This window comes from Microtetraspora niveoalba (genome assembly GCF_001570405.1).
Lineage (GTDB): Bacteria > Actinomycetota > Actinomycetes > Streptosporangiales > Streptosporangiaceae > Microtetraspora > Microtetraspora niveoalba.
This window is the reverse complement of record NZ_BBYM01000018.1, coordinates 78,219-96,735: the sequence shown is the minus strand read 5'-3', so window position 1 is coordinate 96,735 and position 18,517 is coordinate 78,219. Positions and strand designations below refer to the sequence as shown.

Annotated in this window: 18 protein-coding genes; 11 read left to right on the top strand and 7 right to left on the bottom strand. The window is 72.4% G+C overall.

Translation table 11 applies throughout. The features are described 5' to 3' along the window. The first annotated feature begins 2 nt into the window (after positions 1 to 2). The 8 genes from AWQ70_RS18655 (at position 3) to AWQ70_RS18620 (ending at position 10,018) form a co-directional block, all read left to right on the top strand. The gene (locus AWQ70_RS18655) at positions 3 to 1,157 is read left to right on the top strand and encodes a mandelate racemase/muconate lactonizing enzyme family protein (protein ID WP_067177718.1); all 1,155 of its coding nucleotides are present in this window, start codon (positions 3 to 5) and stop codon (positions 1,155 to 1,157) included. Positions 1,158 to 1,252: 95 nt separating this feature from the next. After that, the gene (locus AWQ70_RS18650; protein WP_067177716.1) at positions 1,253 to 2,110 is read left to right on the top strand and encodes an amidohydrolase family protein; all 858 of its coding nucleotides are present in this window, start codon (positions 1,253 to 1,255) and stop codon (positions 2,108 to 2,110) included. After that, the gene (locus AWQ70_RS18645; RefSeq protein WP_067177713.1) at positions 2,100 to 3,053 is read left to right on the top strand and encodes an amidohydrolase family protein; all 954 of its coding nucleotides are present in this window, start codon (positions 2,100 to 2,102) and stop codon (positions 3,051 to 3,053) included. Before AWQ70_RS18650 ends, AWQ70_RS18645 begins: the two co-directional genes overlap by 11 nt. 5 nt (positions 3,054 to 3,058) lie before the next feature. Continuing rightward, on the top strand, positions 3,059 to 3,931 hold the full coding sequence (locus AWQ70_RS18640; RefSeq protein ID WP_245647040.1) for an SDR family NAD(P)-dependent oxidoreductase: 873 nt from the start codon (positions 3,059 to 3,061) through the stop codon (positions 3,929 to 3,931). A gap of 12 nt (positions 3,932 to 3,943) precedes the next feature. Then, on the top strand, positions 3,944 to 5,371 hold the full coding sequence (locus AWQ70_RS18635) for a hypothetical protein (RefSeq protein ID WP_157530165.1): 1,428 nt from the start codon (positions 3,944 to 3,946) through the stop codon (positions 5,369 to 5,371). Beyond that, the gene (locus AWQ70_RS18630; protein WP_169808701.1) at positions 5,335 to 7,839 is read left to right on the top strand and encodes a hypothetical protein; all 2,505 of its coding nucleotides are present in this window, start codon (positions 5,335 to 5,337) and stop codon (positions 7,837 to 7,839) included. The genes AWQ70_RS18635 and AWQ70_RS18630 overlap by 37 nt, the downstream gene beginning before the upstream one ends. Positions 7,840 to 8,042: 203 nt before the next feature. Next, positions 8,043 to 8,984, top strand: coding sequence for a fumarylacetoacetate hydrolase family protein (locus tag AWQ70_RS18625; protein WP_084517346.1), 942 nt, complete (start codon positions 8,043 to 8,045; stop codon positions 8,982 to 8,984). Positions 8,985 to 9,265: 281 nt separating this feature from the next. Further along, complete coding sequence (locus AWQ70_RS18620) at positions 9,266 to 10,018, top strand: hemerythrin domain-containing protein (RefSeq protein ID WP_067177706.1); 753 nt, start codon at positions 9,266 to 9,268, stop codon at positions 10,016 to 10,018. Here the strand turns inward: AWQ70_RS18620 and AWQ70_RS42220 are convergent. The 3 genes from AWQ70_RS42220 to AWQ70_RS18605 form a co-directional block, all read right to left on the bottom strand. Next, a complete protein-coding gene (locus tag AWQ70_RS42220; protein ID WP_067177704.1) occupies positions 10,002 to 10,238 on the bottom strand; it encodes a hypothetical protein in 237 nt (78 codons plus the stop codon). The two genes, AWQ70_RS18620 and AWQ70_RS42220, sit on opposite strands and share 17 nt — an antisense overlap. Positions 10,239 to 10,370: 132 nt before the next feature. Continuing rightward, a complete protein-coding gene (locus AWQ70_RS39905; protein WP_067177702.1) occupies positions 10,371 to 10,841 on the bottom strand; it encodes a flavin reductase family protein in 471 nt (156 codons plus the stop codon). Between the two features lie 9 nt (positions 10,842 to 10,850). After that, positions 10,851 to 12,074, bottom strand: coding sequence for a styrene monooxygenase/indole monooxygenase family protein (locus AWQ70_RS18605; RefSeq protein WP_067177700.1), 1,224 nt, complete (start codon positions 12,072 to 12,074; stop codon positions 10,851 to 10,853). 217 nt (positions 12,075 to 12,291) lie between these two features. Here AWQ70_RS18605 and AWQ70_RS18600 point away from each other — a divergent pair, with 217 nt between their 5' ends. Together AWQ70_RS18600 and AWQ70_RS18595 are read left to right on the top strand one after the other, a co-directional pair. Continuing rightward, positions 12,292 to 13,272, top strand: a complete 981-nt coding sequence (locus AWQ70_RS18600; protein ID WP_067177698.1) for an AraC family transcriptional regulator — start codon at positions 12,292 to 12,294, stop codon at positions 13,270 to 13,272. 95 nt (positions 13,273 to 13,367) lie between these two features. Next, positions 13,368 to 13,628 (top strand): winged helix-turn-helix domain-containing protein, encoded by a 261-nt coding sequence (locus tag AWQ70_RS18595; protein WP_218004584.1) that lies wholly within the window; start codon positions 13,368 to 13,370, stop codon positions 13,626 to 13,628. 80 nt (positions 13,629 to 13,708) lie between these two features. On the opposite strand, the gene AWQ70_RS18590 is transcribed toward AWQ70_RS18595, so the two are convergent. The 3 genes from AWQ70_RS18590 to AWQ70_RS18580 form a co-directional block, all read right to left on the bottom strand. Then, on the bottom strand, positions 13,709 to 14,143 hold the full coding sequence (locus AWQ70_RS18590; protein ID WP_281197052.1) for a DUF6463 family protein: 435 nt from the start codon (positions 14,141 to 14,143) through the stop codon (positions 13,709 to 13,711). A 224-nt stretch (positions 14,144 to 14,367) separates the two neighbouring features. Continuing rightward, positions 14,368 to 15,075: a ubiquinone/menaquinone biosynthesis methyltransferase gene (locus AWQ70_RS18585; protein ID WP_067178051.1), complete on the bottom strand. Its 708-nt coding sequence runs from the start codon at positions 15,073 to 15,075 to the stop codon at positions 14,368 to 14,370. 82 nt (positions 15,076 to 15,157) lie between these two features. Continuing rightward, a complete protein-coding gene (locus AWQ70_RS18580; RefSeq protein ID WP_067177693.1) occupies positions 15,158 to 17,089 on the bottom strand; it encodes a fumarylacetoacetate hydrolase family protein in 1,932 nt (643 codons plus the stop codon). Positions 17,090 to 17,181: 92 nt separating this feature from the next. On the opposite strand from AWQ70_RS18580, the gene AWQ70_RS18575 reads away from it, so the two are divergent. After that, a complete protein-coding gene (locus tag AWQ70_RS18575; protein ID WP_067177691.1) occupies positions 17,182 to 17,748 on the top strand; it encodes a TetR family transcriptional regulator in 567 nt (188 codons plus the stop codon). A 135-nt stretch (positions 17,749 to 17,883) separates the two neighbouring features. On the opposite strand, the gene AWQ70_RS18570 is transcribed toward AWQ70_RS18575, so the two are convergent. Continuing rightward, positions 17,884 to 18,477, bottom strand: coding sequence for a TetR/AcrR family transcriptional regulator (locus AWQ70_RS18570; RefSeq protein ID WP_067177689.1), 594 nt, complete (start codon positions 18,475 to 18,477; stop codon positions 17,884 to 17,886). Positions 18,478 to 18,517 lie beyond the last annotated feature (40 nt).

Sequence of the window (18,517 nt, the reverse complement as noted above, 5' to 3'; positions counted from 1 at the left end):
CCATGAGAGTCACGCGGCTGGAGGCCGTGCCCGTCTCGGTGCCGCTGCGCGAGCCGTTCACCTCCGCGCTCGGCGTCCAGGCCACCTCCGACTACGGCGTCGTCGTCGCCGAGGCCGACGACGGCACGACCGGGCTCGGCGAGATCTCCCTCATCTGGCACGGCAACGGCGCCGCCCTGTGCGGCCTCGTCAACCGGCTGCTCGCGCCCGTCGTCGTCGGGACCGACCCGTTCGCGCTGACCCGCTTCCACGAGGCGGCGTCGCGGGTGCTCGCGTTCGGCCGGCACTCACTCGCCGCCGTCGCGGCGGTCGAGACCGCGCTGCTCGACCTCGCCGGCAAGGCGTCCGGCCGGCCCGTGTACGACCTGCTCGGCGGGCTCGCCCGCGACCGGGTGCCGCTGTCGATGTCGCTGCCGATCGCCCCGGTGGACGAGGTGCTGGATCGGGCCCGCCGCCTGACCGGCGAGGGCTTCACCACGCTCAAGGCCAAGGGCGGCGGCGACCACGACCGGCTCGTCGAGGTCGTCGCCGCGCTGCGCGCGGAGTTCGGCCCGCGCCTCGGCATCCGGGTGGACCTCAACATGGCGTGCACACTCGCCAAGGACGCGCTCCGGCTCATCCGGCGGCTGGAGCCGTACGACGTGCTGTCTGTCGAGCAACCGCTGCCCGCGGCCGACGTCGAGGGCATGGCCGAGCTGTGCGCCCGCTCCACGGTCCCGATCATGGCCGACGAGAGCGTGTGGTCGCCCGGCGACGCCTGGCGGGTGCTGCGCGCCCGCGCCGCCGACATCGTCAACGTGTACGTCCCCGAGGCGGGCGGGCCGGTCGGCGCGCGGCGGATCGCCGACCTGTGCGCGACGGCCGGGGCCGGCGTGGCGATCGGCAGCATGCCGGAGCTGGGCATCGGCACCGCCGCCGCGGCCCACGTGGCCTTCAGCTCGCCCCGGCTCGACCAGCCCAGCGACGTGGCCGGGCACCTCTACCACGCCGACGACGTCGTCCGCACCGGCCTGACGATCGAGGACGGATTCCTGCTCCCGCCCCCGGGGCCCGGCCTCGGCGTCGAGCTGGACCCCGACAGGCTCGCCGCGTACCGGATCCCCGCCCCCGACGGCGGCGACCCGTACGCGACGCTCCGGACGACCCGCGCGTCCTGACAGGTTTCCGCGCGCGGAGACGCCCGCGGCCGGGGTTTCCACGACCGGGAGCCCCCGCCGCCGGAAGCTCGGCGCCCTGAGAGAAGCGAGGATCTTTGCGGTATCTCGACTGCAACACCTTCATCGGCCGCCCGGCCGGGCACCGGCCGTACATCACCCGGGCGGTGACGGCGGCGGACCTGGTCGCGGAGATGGACCGGGTGGGGGTCCACGAGGCGGCCGTCTACCACGTGCTCGCCCACGAGTACGCCCCGGAGGCGGGCAACGAGCTGCTCCTGCGCGAGCTGGCCGGCGCGGCGGGCGGCGTGCGGGAGCGGCTGCGCCCGGTGGGGGTGGTGCTGCCGCCGCACACCGGCGAGGCGGCCGAGCCGGAGCCGCTGGTCGCCGGGCTGCTCGCGTCCGGGGTGCGCATGGCGCGGATCTTCCCGTCGTCCGACATGGCCGGGCACCGGTTCTCGCTCGCGCCCTGGTGCTCCGGCGAGCTGCTCGCGGCGCTCGAACGTGTGCGGATGCCGCTCGCGGTCGACTTCACCCTGTTCCGGCGGGGCGAGCCGCCGTGGCGGGAGATCCACGACCTGGTGGAGTGCCACCCGGACCTGCCGGTGATCCTGATGGACGTCCAGGGACGGAACAACCGGACCCTCTACCCCCTGCTCAAGCGGTTCGCCAACCTGCACGTGCAGTCGGCCGGGTTCAACGTGCACCACGGGCTCGAGGACCTGTGCGAACGCTTCGGGGCGCACCGGGTGGTGTTCGGCTCGGGCTACCCGCTGCGGTCGATGGGCGGGGCGCTGCTCCAGCTCGACCGCGCGGGCCTGCCCGCGGCCGACCGCGAGCTGATCGCCTCGGGCACCCTGACCCGGCTGCTCGCGGACGTACGGACCGGGACGGCGGCGGGCGCGGACGCGGACGCCGGCGTGGAGACGAAGGAGGCGGCCGCGCATGCGCGCTGACGCGGTGACCTCGGCGGCCGGCACGGTGGACGGGGCCGCGACGAACGGAACGGGGGATGCCCGGGTGGACCACATGACGGCCGGCATGACGGGCGGCGTGACGGGCGGCGTGACGGACGGAGCGGTGGCCGAGCGCGCGAGCGGGAAGGCCGGGCCCACGGACTGGCCGCTGGTCGTGGACGCGCACTGCCATCTCGGGGCGTTCCGGAACTTCCACATCCCGGCCAACGACATCGACGGCATGGTCCGCGTCATGGACCTCCTGGGGGTGGACGTCGCCGTCGTGGCCGCCCACGCCGGGATCTACGCCGACTACCGCTTCGGCAACGACCAGGTGAAGGCCGCCGCCGCCCGGCACCCGGGCCGGGTGCTCGGCTACTGCTGCATCAACCCCAACTACGCCGCCGAGGTGCGGGACGAGCTGGAGCGCTGCTTCGCCGACCCGGCCTTCCGCGGGATCAAGCTGCACCCGGAGCTGCACGGCGACTATCCCCTCGACGGGCCCGCGTACCGGCCGGTGTGGGAGTACGCCGCGGAGCACCGCGTTCCGGTCCTCTCGCACAGCTACTTCGCGGGCGACCCGCTGGGCGTGTTCGCCGCCCTGGCCGACGAGTACCCCACCATCCCCCTGCTGCTCGGGCACGCCGGGCTGGACTACGGCCTCGACCGGGTCGTGGACGTGGTCGCCGACCGCCCGAACATCCACCTCGACCTCACCGGCCCGCTCTCCTGGGACGGCGTGGTCGAGTTCCTGGTCCGCGAGCTCGGCCCGGAACGGATGGTCTTCGGGAGCGACATGCCGTTCATGAACGCCGCGTTGCAGCTCGGCGGATGCGTGTACGCGCGGGTGGACGGCGCGGCCAAGGAGCGCATCCTCGGCGTCAACGCCGCCGCGTTGTTCGGGCTGGACGCGCCCGCGCGGCGGACCGGAGCGCCCGCGTGAACGGCATGGACGGAGCGAGCGGGACGGAGGCCGCGCAGGACATGGACGCGATGGACAGGGCCGCGAGTGACAGCACCGCGAGTGACAGCACCGCGAAGGAGAGGGGCGCGGACGAGACGGGGGGCAGGAGCGGGCCGAAGCGGCTGGCCGGGCGCGCGGCGCTGGTGACCGGCGCGGCGCGCGGCATCGGGAAGGCCGTCGCGGCGCGGCTCGCCGCCGAGGGCGCGCGCGTGACGGCCTGCGACGTCCAGGGAGACCTGCTCGCCGCGGCCGTCGCCGAGATCGGGGCGTACGGCGAGATCGAGGGCCGGGTCGTGGACGTCGCCGACCACGCGGCCGTCGCGGAGCTGCTCGCCGCGCACGGCGGGCCGTACGACGTGCTGGTGAACAACGCGGCGATCGCGCCGCGCATCGCGCTCGACGAACTGCGGCCGGACGACCTGCGCGAGGTGCTGCGCGTCAACGTGGAGGCGGCCGTGTTCCTGAGCAGGGAGGCCGGGCGGGCGATGCGCGCCGCCGGGCGCGGCTCCATCGTCAATGTGGCCTCGGTGAACGCGCTGCGCGGCCAGCCGGACATGCTGCATTACAACGCGTCGAAGGCGGCGCTGGTCTCGGCCACCCAGACCCTCGCCGTCGAGTACGCCGGGGACGGCGTGCGGGTCAACGCGGTCTGCCCCGGATCGACCTGGACCGAGATCTGGGAGGAGGGCGGCTGGGGCGAGGAGGACCGCGCGCGCTTCACCGGCCGGATCCCGCTGCGCAGGTTCGCCAGGCCCGACGAGATCGCGGCCGTGGTGGCGTTCCTCGCCGGGAACGACGCCTCCTACGTCACCGGCCACGCGCTGGTCGTCGACGGCGGCCTGACCGTGGGCATGTAGGGGAGTCCGCCCATGCCCAGCCCGCCTGCGCCCGCGCCGCCGCCCGGCCCACTGCCCGGCCCGCCCGCTCCGGCGCCCGGCCCGGGGTCCGCTCCGCCGCCGCCCGGCCCGCCCGCTCCGCCTCCGTCCACGTCCGGCTCATCCGCGTCCGCCTCTCCCGTGCCGGGCCGGGGGCCGGAGACCTCGATCTTCTGCGGCCCGCTCGACCTCGCCGGGGAAGGCGTCGACGCGGTGCTGCGGAACGTGCGCGAGCGCGCGGGCGTCGAGCGGATCGCGCCCGCCGTCGCCTACCACGCCGCCCGCGACCTGCTCCCGCACAACCCCCTGCGCAGGGTGGCGACCGGAGGAGCGGGCGTGTGCTTCGCGCCCGAGTGGGACCGGTACCCCGCCGCGCTGCGCCCGGTCCGCAGCGCGTTCGCCATGGGCCGCGACCTGCTCGGCGAGCTGTGCGGGCGGGCCGGCGCGTACGGCGCCGCCGTGGACGCCTGGATCGTCTACCTGCACGACGACCGCGAGGACTCGGCGCGGCCGGGAGCGGTGCGCAACCTGTTCGGGGACGTCTACCCGCACGTCCTGTGCGCGTCCGACCCCGACGTCCGCGCGTACGCGGTGGCGCTGACCGAGGACGTCTGCCGCTACCCGGTCGGCACCGTGCTCGCGGAGGCGCCGCACTGGCTGCCGTTCGACCACGGGTACGGCCACGAGCGCCGTTCCGTGCCGCTGGACCCGACCGCGGCCCTGCTGCTCGGGCTGTGCTTCTGCGCGCACTGCCGCGACGCGGCCTCCGGACGCGGCGCCGACGTGCCCGGCCTGACGGCCGCGGCGAAGGCGCACGTCGAGGCGTGCCTGACCGGAGGCCCGCCCCCCGCCGCGACGGCCGACGCCGTACGGCGGGCCGGGCTGCGGCGCTACCTCGACGCGCGCCGCGAGCGGGTGACCACCCTCGTCGCCCGCCTCGCCACGACCGCCGCGGCCGCCGGCGCCGGGTTCCGGCTGCTCGACCTGTCCGCCGGGATGCTCGGGTGGGCGGACGGCCGCCCCACGGGCCCGCCCGGCGTGGCCACGACGGGCGAGCTGGGCGTCGACCCGGCCGCCGTCGCCGCCACCTGCCCCATCACCCTCACCCCGTACGCGCGCGACCCGGCGCGGGTGCGGGACGAGATCGCCGCCTACCGCGCCGAGGCGGGGCCAGCAGCCCGGCTCGGGATCGCGCTGCGCCCCATGAGCCCCGACTGCGACTCCGCCGAGAACCTCGCCCACAAGCTCGGCGTCGCCCGCGAACTCCACGTCGACCGCGTGGATTTCTACCACTACGGCCTGAGCCCCCTCTCGGCTCTGGACCGCGTCCGAGAAGCACGCGCCATCGCCTCTTGCCGAAAGCAGCACGCCGAGGAGGAACCTGGATGCAGCAAGGCCGACGAATCCTCGTGGCAGGGCTGATCGCGACCGTGGTCGGCGCGGGCGCGTTCACCGTGCCCGCGCGGGCGGACCGGGCGGCGAGCCCGCCCCCGCCGCTCGGAGGCGAACAGACCTGGCCCACCCTGAGCCAGCCGTACATCGACGGAGTGCGCGAGGCCCTGCGCTCGGGCACCGACCTGTGGGGCGAGCACCTCATCTCCACGCCCGAGGGCCCCACCTTCGAGAACATCAAGGACTACCTGGTGCCGATCGCCACCGGCGGCGTCGCGACCGGCGAGCCGGACACCGGGGCCAACGGCATCTCCGACACCGGCTACCACTACCTGCCGCTCACCCTGCCCAAGGGGGACACGGCGGACACCCAGTCGCCGCCGGAGCCGAGTGACAACCACTACGCCCTGCACGCGGCCGACGGCAGCGGGATCACCGCCGACTGGCACACCCCCTGCGACGCCGCGCCGTGGACCAAGGACTACTCCGAGGCGTTCAACGCCCGCTGCGGGAACTTCTGGCAGGCGCGGTTCTTCGTCGGCCCCGACGGGAGCGAGCGCTACGGCGGTGACCTCGGACGGCTCTCCGGGCAGCGGTTGCTCGACGGCTACCTCCCGGTCCTGCGCACGGACTACCGCGACGCCGCCGGCGTGAGGTACACGCAGGAGTCGTTCGCGGCGCGCGTGCCCGAGACCGCGTCGCTGGTCAGCCTGGTCAAGATCACCGCGACCGGCGCGGGGAACGCCCGCTCGGCCAGACTCCGCGTCCACATCAGGGATCCGAAGAACCCCGCCCTGTCCCTGGACGGGCGCAAGGTCGCCGCCGACGGCCGCGTCTACCTCCTCGCCGACGGGCGGCCCACGCTCTCCGGCGCCGACCTCACCTACGACCTCGACCTGGCCGAGGGCCCGCGCACCGTCACCCTCGCCGTGATCAACAACCCGGCGGAGGTGCGCGGCAACGGCGCCTCCGTCCTCGCCCCCGGCCGGTACAGCGGCGCCCGCGACGAGGTGGCGCGCTACTGGAAGAAGAAGCTGTCGGGCGGCGCGACCGTCTCCATCCCCGAGCGGTACGCCACCGACGCCCTGCGCAACCTGCTCGTCCAGAACCTCACGATGGGCTGGCGCTACAGCATCGGCAACTTCTACGAGCAGCAGTACGTGCCGGAGATGGTCGACACCGTCTCCGCGCTCGGCGAGTTCGGCTTCACCGAGGACTACCGCCGCGACCTGCAGACGCTGCTCGACCTGACCAAGGAGGGCGGCCCCGCCTACCCGGTGATGTACCGGAACTGGGAGCAGGGCGCCAAGCTCCTCGCCGCCGCCCGCTACTACCGGCTGACCGGCGACGCGGAGTTCGTCCGGCACAACCTCGGCAAGCTGCGCGGCTACCTCGACGACTACGTCGGGCAGGCCGCCGCCGACCCCAACGGCATCCTGGAGAAGCAGCGCTGCTGCGAGGACAACTGGAACGCCGGCTACTGGACCCACGCCCAGCTCGTCTCCTGGTGGGGCTGGCGCGACATGGTCGAGGTCTTCCGCGCCATCGGCCGCCAGGACCTCGTGGACGCCTACGCCGGGCCGTACGAGGCCTTCACCGGCAAGCTGCGGGCGGCGGTCGACGCGTCCAAGACGGAGCTGCCCGACGGGTCGCTGTTCGTGCCGCGCGAGCTGTTCTCCGGCGACCAGCCGTACGAGACGATCACGCAGACCCGGGACTCCAGCTATTGGAACCTGCTCGCGTACTACGGCTTCGCCTCCGGGTTCTTCACCGACGACGAGAACGCCAAGCTGCTGAAGTACGTCCACACCCACGGCGGCACGTTCCTCGGGATGATCCGGTTCAACTACACCGGCCAGGCCATCGGCGACTGCAGGCCCGACGGGCTCGCCGGGTACGAGGGGACCGGCGTCGACCAGGTGTACGGCTACCAGTACAACCGGTTCCTCGCGGCGACCGACCAGCCCGACCGGCAGGTGCTCTCGTTCTACGGCCAGCTCGCCCACGGGTTCTCCCGAGACACGTTCAGCGTGGGAGAGGGCGCCAACATCGACCCGTGCCCCGGCAAGTTCTACCGCGGCACCTGGCTCTCGCCGCTGAGCGCCAACAACGCCGGGTACCTCAAGAGCCTGCGGGAGATCCTCGTCCACGAGGTGGGCGACGAGCACGGGAAGCCGACCGGCCTGCGGCTCGCCTCCGCCACACCGCGCGGGTGGCTCGCCGACGGCAAGAGCGTCGCCGTCGCCGACCTGCCCACCGTGTACGGCCCGCTCGCGTACACGCTGACCTCGCGGCTGGCGAGCGGCGTCGTCAAGGCCGAGGTGCGGCTGCCCTCCCGTCTCGGAGACGCGTCGGCGACGCTGCGGCTGCGTGTGCCCGCCGGGCACACGCTGGCCGGGGCCGAGGCGGGCGGCCGGACGCTCCCGGTGACCGGTGACACGATCGACCTCACCGGCCTGCGCGGGCACGTCACCGTGACGGCGCGGTTCACGCGCTGACCAGGCCTGCCGGGGCGGATCATCCGGCGATGGCGCGCCGCCCCGGCAGCAGGCGGGCGGGGGCCGCGGAATGGGCGCCGCGGCCCCGCCCGCCACCTCCCTCACACGATCCGGAAGCGCCCCCTCATCCCATCGATCCGGCACCGGCATCCGCGACACATCCATCCCCGCACCGCGGCGACAGACGGCGAAGGCAGGCCAGCATGCTCCTTGTCCAGGCTCTCCCCGGCGGAGCCCCCGCTCCCGACGGCTCCGCGTCCGGCCGCTGGGCGCTGCGCGACGAGGGCGGCGACCGGTCCCTGCCCCGGGACTTCACCCTCGCCGGCGCGCTGTCGGGCGACCTCGCCCACTTCCGCCGTGCCCTGGGCCCGGCCTCCGGGCGGTCGTCCGGCACGACGGCGGGGGTGGCGGACGGCGCGGCGGGCGCCGCCGCCCCGGGGCCGAGCACTGTCCTCGCCGCGCCCGCCGACCACGGGACCGAGATCTGGGCGGCCGGGGTCACCTACCGGCGGTCGCGCGAGGCCAGGACCGAGGAGAGCCGCGACCCCGACATCTACGAGCGGGTCTACGACGCCCGCAGGCCCGAGTTGTTCTTCAAGTCCCTGGGCTGGCGGGCGCGCGGCCACGGCCAGGCGATCGCCGTACGGCCCGACTCGGACTGGAACGTCCCCGAGCCCGAGCTGGCGGTGGTCGTCTGCGCGAGCGGAGAGATCGCCGGTTACACGATCTGCGACGACGTCAGCTCACGGTCGATCGAGGGGGAGAACCCGCTCTACCTTCCGCAGGCCAAGATGTACCTCGGCGCGACGGCCCTCGGTCCCGGCATCCGCCCGGCCTGGGAGGTGCCCGACCCTTACGGCCTCGGCATCCGGATGCGCGTCTTCCGCGGTCCGGCCGGGTCATCCGGTGCCCCCCTCTGGGAGGGCGCCGCCTCCACCGGCGAGCTGCACCGGCGGATCGACGACCTGGTGGAGCACCTCTTCCGCGCCGACCGGTATCCGCACGGCGTGATCCTGGCCACCGGCACCTGCCTCGTGCCGGACGGCGACTTCACCCTGCTCTCCGGAGACGAGGTGCGGATCGAGATCGAGGGGATCGGCGAGCTCGCCAACCCGGTCCGGACGATCGGCGAGATCACCGTCTGAGCCGCCGTACGGCGAGGCCGCGCGTCGTTCTCGACGAGCCCGGTGGGGCGGCGAGCGGAGCGCGCGGGGACGCGGGAGCGTCCCCGCGCGGCCGGGCACGCCTGCCGGGACGACTCGGACAAAGTGGATGAAGCGGTGGTCGAACGATTACCCCGCGACCGGCGACCCGATCAGGTGGCCGGGGAAGGACCTCCCTGCCGGGTGCGCCGGGCGATCGGGGAGGCGATGGCAGGGTGAGAGCGGACGATCCGGGGGAATCCCGTACGCCGGGAACTGCGGGAATGGGACGGCGCGAACTGCTGCGCGTCCCGGCGGCCCTGGCCGGCGGGCTGGCGCTGACGGCCTGCGGGCCGACGACGCTGCGACTGGTGGAGACCCACGATGCGCCGCCGGACCCCGCGCCGTCCGGCTCGGCCAAGCCTCCGGCGTCCGAGGCGCAGGTGCCGGTCACCCCGCCGGAGGACCTGATGCGTGAGCACGGCGTGCTCAAGCGCATCCTGCTCGTCTACCGCGAGGGCATCCGGCGCATCGACCGCGGCGAGCCCGTCCCGGCGCGGGAGCTGAACGCGGGCGCGCGGATCATCCGCACCTTCATCGAGCAGTACCACGAGGAGCTGGAGGAGAAGTACGTCTTCCCCGCGCTGACCAGGGCGGGGAAGCTCACCGACACCGTCTCCGTCCTGGACCTGCAGCACAAGCGCGGACGGGTGCTCACCGCCCGCATCCTGAAGGCCACCGGCGGGTCGCCGGCGGCCGCGAGCCCCGGGACGCGCGGCCGCCGCGACCTCGTCGCCGACATGAGCGCGTTCATCCGCATGTACGAGCCGCACGAGGCGCGCGAGGACACGGTCGTCTTCCCCGCCTTTCGCGACGTGGTGCCGCCCGCGCGGTTCACCGAGCTGGGGGAGATCTTCGAGGACGAGGAGCACCGCCGGTTCGGCGCGCGCGGGTTCGAGGGAGTGGTGGACCAGGTCGCCGACATCGAGAAGGCCCTCGGCATCTACGACCTGTCCCAGTTCACCCCGCGCGTGTGACCGCCCGCCGCGACGCGCTTACGCGGTCCCGGACGGGGGACACCCGGCCGGGGAGGCGGGTCAGGCGAGCCGCCGCAGGGCGGTCTTGAGCACGTTGCCGGTCGCGCATGTTCTCGATCTCCGCCGGATAGGCGTTGAACCCGCCCACGATGAACATGTCCTTGAGCCGGTCGGTCACGCGGACGTTGCCGGCCTCGTCCATGGTCCCGATGTCCCCCATGTGCAGCCGGCCGCCGGCGTCGATCGCCCGCGCCGTCTGCTCCGGGTCTTCGGCTTCTCGCGATGCCCGGGCGGCTGTCCCGGCCGGGTGTGCGGGATGCCCCCGACGCCTCGTCTCTGGGGCGTCTCGACGTCAGGCGCAGGCCGACAGCGCCCGATACCTCCCGGAGTGGAAGACGAGCGGTTCGCCGCCCCGCCGCTCGAACCGCTCGACCTCGCCGACGAAGATGCGGTGGTCGCCGCCGTCGTGCGCGGTCAGCGTACGGCACAGGAAGAAGGCCACCGTCCCGGCCAGTACGGGAAGGCCGCAGGCGGAGAGACAGGTCTCCACCCCGGCGAACTTGTCCGGACCGGGCGTCGCGAACCGCCGGGACAGCCCGTCCTGGTCGGCCGCCAGGACGTTGACCGCGAACCGGCCCGCCCGGCGGAAGACCGGCTCGCTGGGCGCCCGGAGGGACAGGCACCACAACACCAGCGGCGGGTCGAGCGAGACCGAGGTGAAGGAGTTGACCGTGACCCCGGCCCGTTCCCCGTCCCAGGTGGCCGTGGTGACCACCGCCACCCCGGTCGCGAACTGCCCGAGGGCGTCACGCAGCGACCTCATGGCCCGCCCTCACCGGCCGAGGCTCGCCAGGTAGGCCCCGGCCCGGTCGGGGTCCATGAACCAGGCGGCGAAGTCCCGCGGGTCGTCGAACCCGTTGACGAAGCGGGAGGCCACCTCCGGCAGCTCGCCCGCCGCGCCCAGCAGATCGAGCACGTGCGGCGGCGGAGGCGCGAGCAGGGCGTTCGTCCACGCCGTGGCATGCGAGGCGTCCGCCCAGTAGCGCTCGAAGGTCCGCTCCATCCACTCCGCGTCGTACGGCCGCGCTCCCCGGTCGAGGATCGACTCCAGATAGGAGGCGGCGCATTTGGCGGCGTTGTTCGACCCCTGTCCCGTGATCGGGTCGTTGAGCACGACCACGTCGGCCACCCCGAGGACCGAGGCGCCCGACGGCAGCGTGGCCACCGGCCTGCGCACGGTCGGGCTGAACCTGCCGGTCAGGACGCCCAGCTCGTCGGTGAGCTCGACCGCGGCGCAGCGCTCGGCCTCCCACGGCAGGAAGGTCTCCAGGATCCACCGGCTCCTCGCCAGGTGCTCCTCGGGAGTCCGCACGTCGGCCCAGCAGTCCATCGGGCCGCCCGGCACACCCTCGAAGACCATGATCTCGCACGGCCCGGTGACGGTCAGCGCGGGGAACACGAAGTACTCGCCCACACCGGGCACGAGGTTGAAGCACACGGCGGGGTACTCGGGCCGGGGCGCGAGCCCGTTGACGTACGTGAGGGCGAGCGCCCGCTGCGGGGTGTCGTACGGCGAGCGTCTCGGGTCCCGCCGGAACAGCGAGGCGACGGCCCCCTTGCCCGCCGCGACCAGGACCAGGTCGTACCGCGCGGCGTAGGTCTCCAGGTCGGCGGGCGTCGCCTCGTGGAAGACGAGCTTGCCGCCCAGCCGCTCGACCTCGGCCAGCCACGCGGGCATCTTGATCCGCTGGTCCACCGAGCGGGCCGGGGCGCGCAGCCGTGACGCCCAGTCGATCGCCCGGCCGCCGTCCGGCGCGGGAACCGTGAACCCGATCCCCTCGATGGGCGGGCAGGCGTCGCCCCAGAAGTCGAGGCCGAGGGCGCGCTCGTGGGTGAGGGCCGTGCCGAACATGGCCTGGCTCGACATCACCCGGCCGCCGGCGATGTCCTCCGGTGTGCGGTTGGAGACCACCGTGACGTCGTAGCCGTGCCGCAGCAGGCCGAGCGCGAGGTGCAGGCCGGACTGCCCGGCCCCGACGATCATGATGTCGCGCATGGGACTTCTCCTTTCTCGTTCGATGACCCCGGCGGGTCCATAAATACGGGGCTGCTGAGAAAGTACGGTCGGTGACCGTGCGCTGACCATCCGCTGAGCGCGGATCCTGTCCCCTGGGCGCGGACATCGGCCGCGCGAGTACGGGATTGTCCCTGGACGGGCGGCCCCCGGTCGGTCAGCATGACCACGTCAACGCGACGTGAGGCCGGGAGCGCCGATGGCCGGAAGGGTCCTGCTCGGAAACCACGCCGTCTTCGCCAGTGACGATCTCGACGAGGTCCGCGAGCTGGTGGGGCGGGTGTTCTGCCCGCATCGGCTGGACCTGTCCGGCGGCCCCGCGCCGCTGCTCGCCCGGTTCAACTCGGCCGGGTTCGGGTCCGTACGGGTGAGCTACCTGGACTACGCGGCCGACGTCCACATCGAGCCGGGAGAGCTGGAGTCCTTCTACCTCGTGCAGATCCCTCTGGCCGGGAGCAGCCTGATCAGGTGCGGGACCCGGGAGATCGTGTCCACGCCCCGGCTGGCCTCGCTGCCCTCGCCGACGGAGTACCTGGACATGCGCTGGGCGGCCGGGTGCCCCCAACTGATCGTGAAGTTCGACCGGTCCGCGGTGGAACGGGCGCTGGAGCAGATGCTCGGCGCGCCGCTCGACCGGCCGCTCGTCTTCGACCCCGGCCTGGACATGACGACGGGCCCCGCGCGGGCCTGGTGCGCGATGGCGGACCTGCTCGTCGGCGAGGCCGAGCACGGCGACGGGCTGACGGGCCAGCCGCTGGCCGTCGCGCACCTGGAGAACGCGCTGCTCGCCTCGCTGCTCACGATGCAGCCGTCCAACTATTCGGCCCGGTTCGCGGCCCCGGCGCCCCCGGCGCTGCCCAAAGTGGTGCGGCGGGCCATGGAGTTCATGCACGAGCACGCCGGCCGGCCGCTCAGCACGGACGACGTCGCGCGGGCGGTCGCGGTCAGCAGCCGCTCTCTCCAGGAAGGGTTTCGCCGGCACCTCGGCCTGAGCCCGATGGCCCACCTCAGGGACGTCCGTCTGGCGCGGGTCCACGACGAGCTCGTGGCGGGCGACCCGGCCCGGTGCACCGTCACCACCGTGGCCGCCCGATGGGGTTTCCTCCACCAGGGCCGCTTCGCCGCGGCCTACCGGGCCCGGTACGGCCAGGCCCCCTCGGCCACCCTCCGCGGCCGGTGAGGCACGCGGGAGCGCCGGGACGCTGAAAAGAGCTTATTGCCGGATATTTGCGGCTATGCAGGTGGAAGTCTGGCGAATGCGGACATTTACCGGTCGTGGCCACCAGGATCCAGCACGAGGGCCCCGAGCCCGTGTACCGGCAGCTCGCGGGCATCCTTCGCGACGAGATCCTGAGCGGCCGGATCGAACCGGACCGCCCGCTCCCCACCGAGGCGGACCTGCGGCAACGGTACGGCGTGCCGCCCGAGGACGTGCGCCGGGCGATCCAGGAGCTCAGTGACGAGGGCCTCGTCTACATCCTCCCCGGTGAGGGGGCCTACGTGTCCTCCCGTGCCGAGGAGACCGGCGGCGGCTGAGGCCGGGCCGTATCCCCGCGTCCGCCCGCCGCTTCGCCGGGGCGCCGTCACCCCAGGCCGCCTCGCGGAATGCTCCACTGTCAGGCGGTTCGCCGGTCATGGGTTTTGCGCTTGGCGGTGATGTCCGCCGCGATGAGCAGCCCGAAAGGGATGATCGCGGAAACGAAACCGCTCATTCCGACCAGGCTCACGCCCAGCGCTCCCCAGCCGAGGATCGCCCAGCCGACATACCCGGGAACGTGTTGTCCCTGCCGTCCTGCCCGTGCCACCAGTAGCCCCAGCAGCACCAGCAGCACGACGAATCCACCGGGCAGGGCCCAGAAAATCGCCTTCGACTCACCGTCCGCGGCACCGGTGCGAAGGTCCCCGGCGAGCCAGCTGGACCAAGGGGCGGAGGGGGCGAACACGGCGATGTGCGCCACGGCGATGAAGATCATGCTTCGGCCGGCCCAGATGGTGAGCCGACTCGGGGACGCGGACGCGGCAGGTGAGGAAGCCGCGGATGTTGTGTTCATGATTGACAGCCTTTCTCGGCCGTGGTCCTGTGTGCTCCCCTGCGAGGGGGATGCCGTTCCCTCTCCTCGGGGAGCGGCGACAGGTGCGAAGGCCGGAGCACTACGGACGACCGGTGGCATCGCCGATATCGCGTTGGATATTTTTGAATGGTGCGAATGTCGCCGACTTCGGAGCGGTGACCTTCGGAGAGGGGGGACGCATTTGGCACGGCATGCCAACGCCGTCATCTCGGCTTGGTCGCCCACAATATGACGTTCGTGCCGAAGAACTTCTTGCTCCACCCGATGTCCCGGAAACCGAGTCCACTCAGAATGCGGGCGATATGGTGCGGTGACGTGAAGGCGAGCATGCTGGATTCGAGATAGGTGTAAGACGATCGGTCGCGAGCCAGGACCCGCCCCAGCAGCGGGACGAATACGCGGACTCCCCACTCCACGACCGGCTTCAGCAGGCCGCTCGGGGGACACGTTTCGAGGATCACGATCCGGCCGCCGGGCTTGAGAACTCGGTACTGTTCGCGGAGCACTCCGTCGAGGTCGTCGACGTTCCTGAGGAGATAACCCTCGGTGATCCCGTCGAAGGACTCGTTCTCGAACGGCAGGCAGGCCGCATCCGCCTGCCGCCATCGAACCGCGTCCGCCCCGGGCTTGGCCTTGGCGCGACTCAGCATCTCCTGCGAGAAGTCGACGCCCGTCACGGTGGCGGCAGGGTACCTCCGTGCCGCCTCCAAGGCGATCACACCTGTCCCTGTGGCCAGGTCCAGGAGTCGTCCGCCCGCGGCCGGTGCGACACGTGCGGCGACCTCGCGGCACCATTGTTCATGACGGCCGAGCGTCATGACGAAATTCATCCGATCGTAGTACCCGGCGATCTTTTCGAAGATCCCGTGTACTTCGGAGCCTTTTCCGTGAGGCGTGCGGTCATTCGTCACCTCTGAGACCTCCTCCACCAGGAATGCTCACTGAATTCGTGGACGTGCCACGGGCGGGAGGTGTGCGCGGTCTTCGGCAGCCTCATGCGAGCGCTTTCTCGGCCATCATGGCCATCAGCGTCATCTGGTCCAGATGAGGTGTGGTGGTGGGGTCGAGTTCCCGGTAGCGGCGGTGCAGGTTGACCACGATCCGCTCGGCGTCCAGCCAGGTCCCGTACTCATCCAGGTCCACCGTCCTGATCGCCTCGGGGAAAGAGAGGCCGCGGGCGTGAGCTGCGTCCGCCTGCTCGACCACGTGGGTGAGGTAGCCGCGCACCGCGCGGATCCCGTCGGGGTCGGTGACCGGGCCGTGACCGGGGACGATCGTGTGGGCGCCGGTTGCGATCATCCTGTCGCAGGCGTCGATCCAGTTGGCGATCGGACCGCTCCACACGATCGGGGTGCAGCCGATGAACAACAGGTCGCCCGCGAAGAGCACACCCGCGTCCGGCACATGCACGACCGTGTCGGCGCTGGTGTGGGCGGGGCCGAGGTTCATCAGGCGCATCTCGCGGCCTCCGATGTTCAGGGTGAGGTCCCTGTCGAAGGTCATGCTGGGCAGCCGCAGGCGGATGCCGCTGAAGTCGAAGGCGTCGAAGCGTTCCCGGAAGTAGGAGGTCGCCGGGCCGATGTCCATGACTTGGGTGGCGGTCAGCATCTCGGGGGGCATCTCATGCCGCATCTCCGCGCAGGTGGCCTCGGCGGAGATGATCCTGATGTGCTCGCCCAGCAGCTGGTTGCCGTGCGTGTGGTCGCCGTTGGAGTGCGTGATGGCGGCGTGGGTGAGCGGGTGCCGATCGGTGATCTCGCGCATGGCGTCGAGCATCTCGGCGGTCAGCGGCAGGTCGAACAGGGTGTCCACCAGGAGGGAGGCGCCGTCGCCCGTGACCAGTCCGGCGTTGCTCAGGCCGTACCCGCCGTCGGGCAGGAGCCAGGCCCGTACGCCTGCGCCGACCTCGTGCAGCCCGCGGGTGTAGGGCAGCCTGGAGGGGGCGCTGTTGACGCGCGGGCGGGGCGGGCGCCGGTCGGGGTTGTGCCGGGGCGTCAGCGGGTACGGACGCGCGGACGCGCGGACGGTCTGACGGGTACGGCCCAGTCCCTCGACGGTCAGTTCGACGACGTCGCCGTCCCGCAACCAGCCGGGGAACGCGGTCGGGTCGGTCATGGACAGGTGCTCGATGAGGCAGCAGCCGGGCACGGTGCCGGAGCCGAACACGTCACCGGGCAGCAGGTCCACGCCGCGCGAGGCATAGGAGATGACCTCTCCGAAGCTCCAGTCCATGGTGTCGGTACAGCCTGAGCCGATGGTTTCACCGTTGACAGCGGCCTCGGCCCGAAGGGCGAGCTTGCCGTCGCGGCGGTAGGGCTCCAGCTCGTCCGGAGTGACCAGGAACGGGCCGAACGTGGTCGCACCGTCCTTGCCCTTGGCCTGGCCGATCGCCAGCGGCGTCTCGCGCAGTTGCAGGTCCCGTGCCGACCAGTCGTTGTAGATCGTGTAGCCGATGATGTGTTCCTCGGCCTGTTCCGGCGTGAGGTCCCGGCCGCCCGGGCCGATGACCGCGGCGATCTCCAGTTCGAAGTCGAACCAGGCGCTGCCCGGCGAGATCGTCACATCGTCGTACGGGCCGGCGATCGTCGAGGGGCAGGCGAAGTAGAAGGCCGGGATCTGGTACCAGGCGTCCTTGAGCTCGCGCGGCTGCCCTGCGGCCTGCTGGCAGTTGCGCATGTGATCGAGGAAGCACAGGCAGTCGCGGATCGAGGGCGGCCGCGGAATCGGCGGGCGCAGCCTCGCCTCGCCCAGGGGAACCGTCTCCGCGGACGACGCCGACGCCGCCTCTCCCGTCGCACGCAGCTCCTCCGCGCCGCGGCCGATGAGATCGAGCAAGCTCACGCCGGGGGCGACGGGATGGATCAGGTCCTCTCCGATCACTCCGACGCGGTCGCCGGTGTCCGTCGCGTAGGTCACCCAACGCATGGAGAGCCTCCTTGTGGTTCTATGTTGGATGACACAGGCTATAGCGGCCAACATTTGCTCTGTCATTCGGCATGCCTGGTTTGATGGTTCGCATGGCCACGCGACGTATCCAGAGGACCGAGGAGAGCCGCCGACTGCTGGTGACGGCCGCCGCCGAGCTCTTCGCCGAGAAGGGATACCAGCGGACGAGCTTCATCGACATCGCCGACAAGGCGGGCATCAGCCGCGGCTCCATCCCCTGGCACTTCGGCAACAAGCTGGGCCTGCTGGAAGCCGTGATCGACGACCAAATCGATGTCGTCCTGACCGCGTCCACCCTGCCCGCGGGGGAACGCTCCAGTGATCCGCTGGACGAGGTCATGGGCTTCATGCGCCGGCCTGTCACGCGATTGTTCATCACCCTGCTCGCCGAGGCGGTGGAGGTCGGCTCGCCGATCCGCGAGCACTATGCGCGGCTCCATGCGGCGCTCCGGGAGTCGGTACTGGCCCGGATATCGGAGGCGACGCTGCCTGCGGGAACCGCCCCGGAGGCGTTCGCGGTGGTGCTGGTGGGGGCGCTCATCGGTGTCCACGCCCAGTGGCGGGTCTCCCCCGAGGCGGTGGACCTGGACGCCGTCCACGCCACGCTCCGTGTCCTGCTGCCGGCGGGCCTCAAGTAGACCCGACGCCGTCGCCGCCTTCCCGGCTCGCGGCACCGTCCGATGCCTGCCGACCGTGGGAGGTCGCAAGCACGGAGCGGCGAACAGGCGCACCTGAATCTCCCGTTCGCCGGGCCGAACGAGGGTGCTGTACGGCTATCGCGCCCGTAGTCCGTTCAGCGCCAGATCGACGCAGTCTTCGAGGAACGACTCGTCGAGGTCGTTCGGTGTGAGGAGCAGTCGCAGGTAGATCTGGCCGTAGAGGAGCTCGGCGCAGCGGTAGGGGTCGGCCTCGGCCGCGATCTGCCCCTGGTCCTGGGCCAGCTTGATGCGCGCCATCACCGGCTCGCTCGACGGGGCGATGAGCCGCTCCCACAGGCGGGCGGCGACCTCCTTGTCGTGCTGCGCTTCCCCGATCAGGGCGGCGACCAGGGGGGCCGAGTCGCCCACCACCTCGATCCAGGTGTCCTTCACCATGCCGACCAGGTCGGCACGTACGTCGTCGCTCGGCGCCGAGCGGGGGCGCATCAAGGGAGTGTCTCGCAGTCGCTGCACGTAGGCGTCGAGGACGACCGCGCTCTTGGAAGGCCACCACCGGTAGATGGTCCGCCTGCCCACGCCCGCGCGGGCGGCGATGCCGTCGATGCTGACCTTGGACAAGCCTTCCTCCTGCGCCAGCTGGAGGGCGGCTCGCAGGATCGCGTTGGTCGACTGGGGGTTGCGTCGCGCCGGATCCGGTTCCTTACGCATGCGCGCAGCTTACACGGCACGAGGAGCCGAGTCGGTTCGT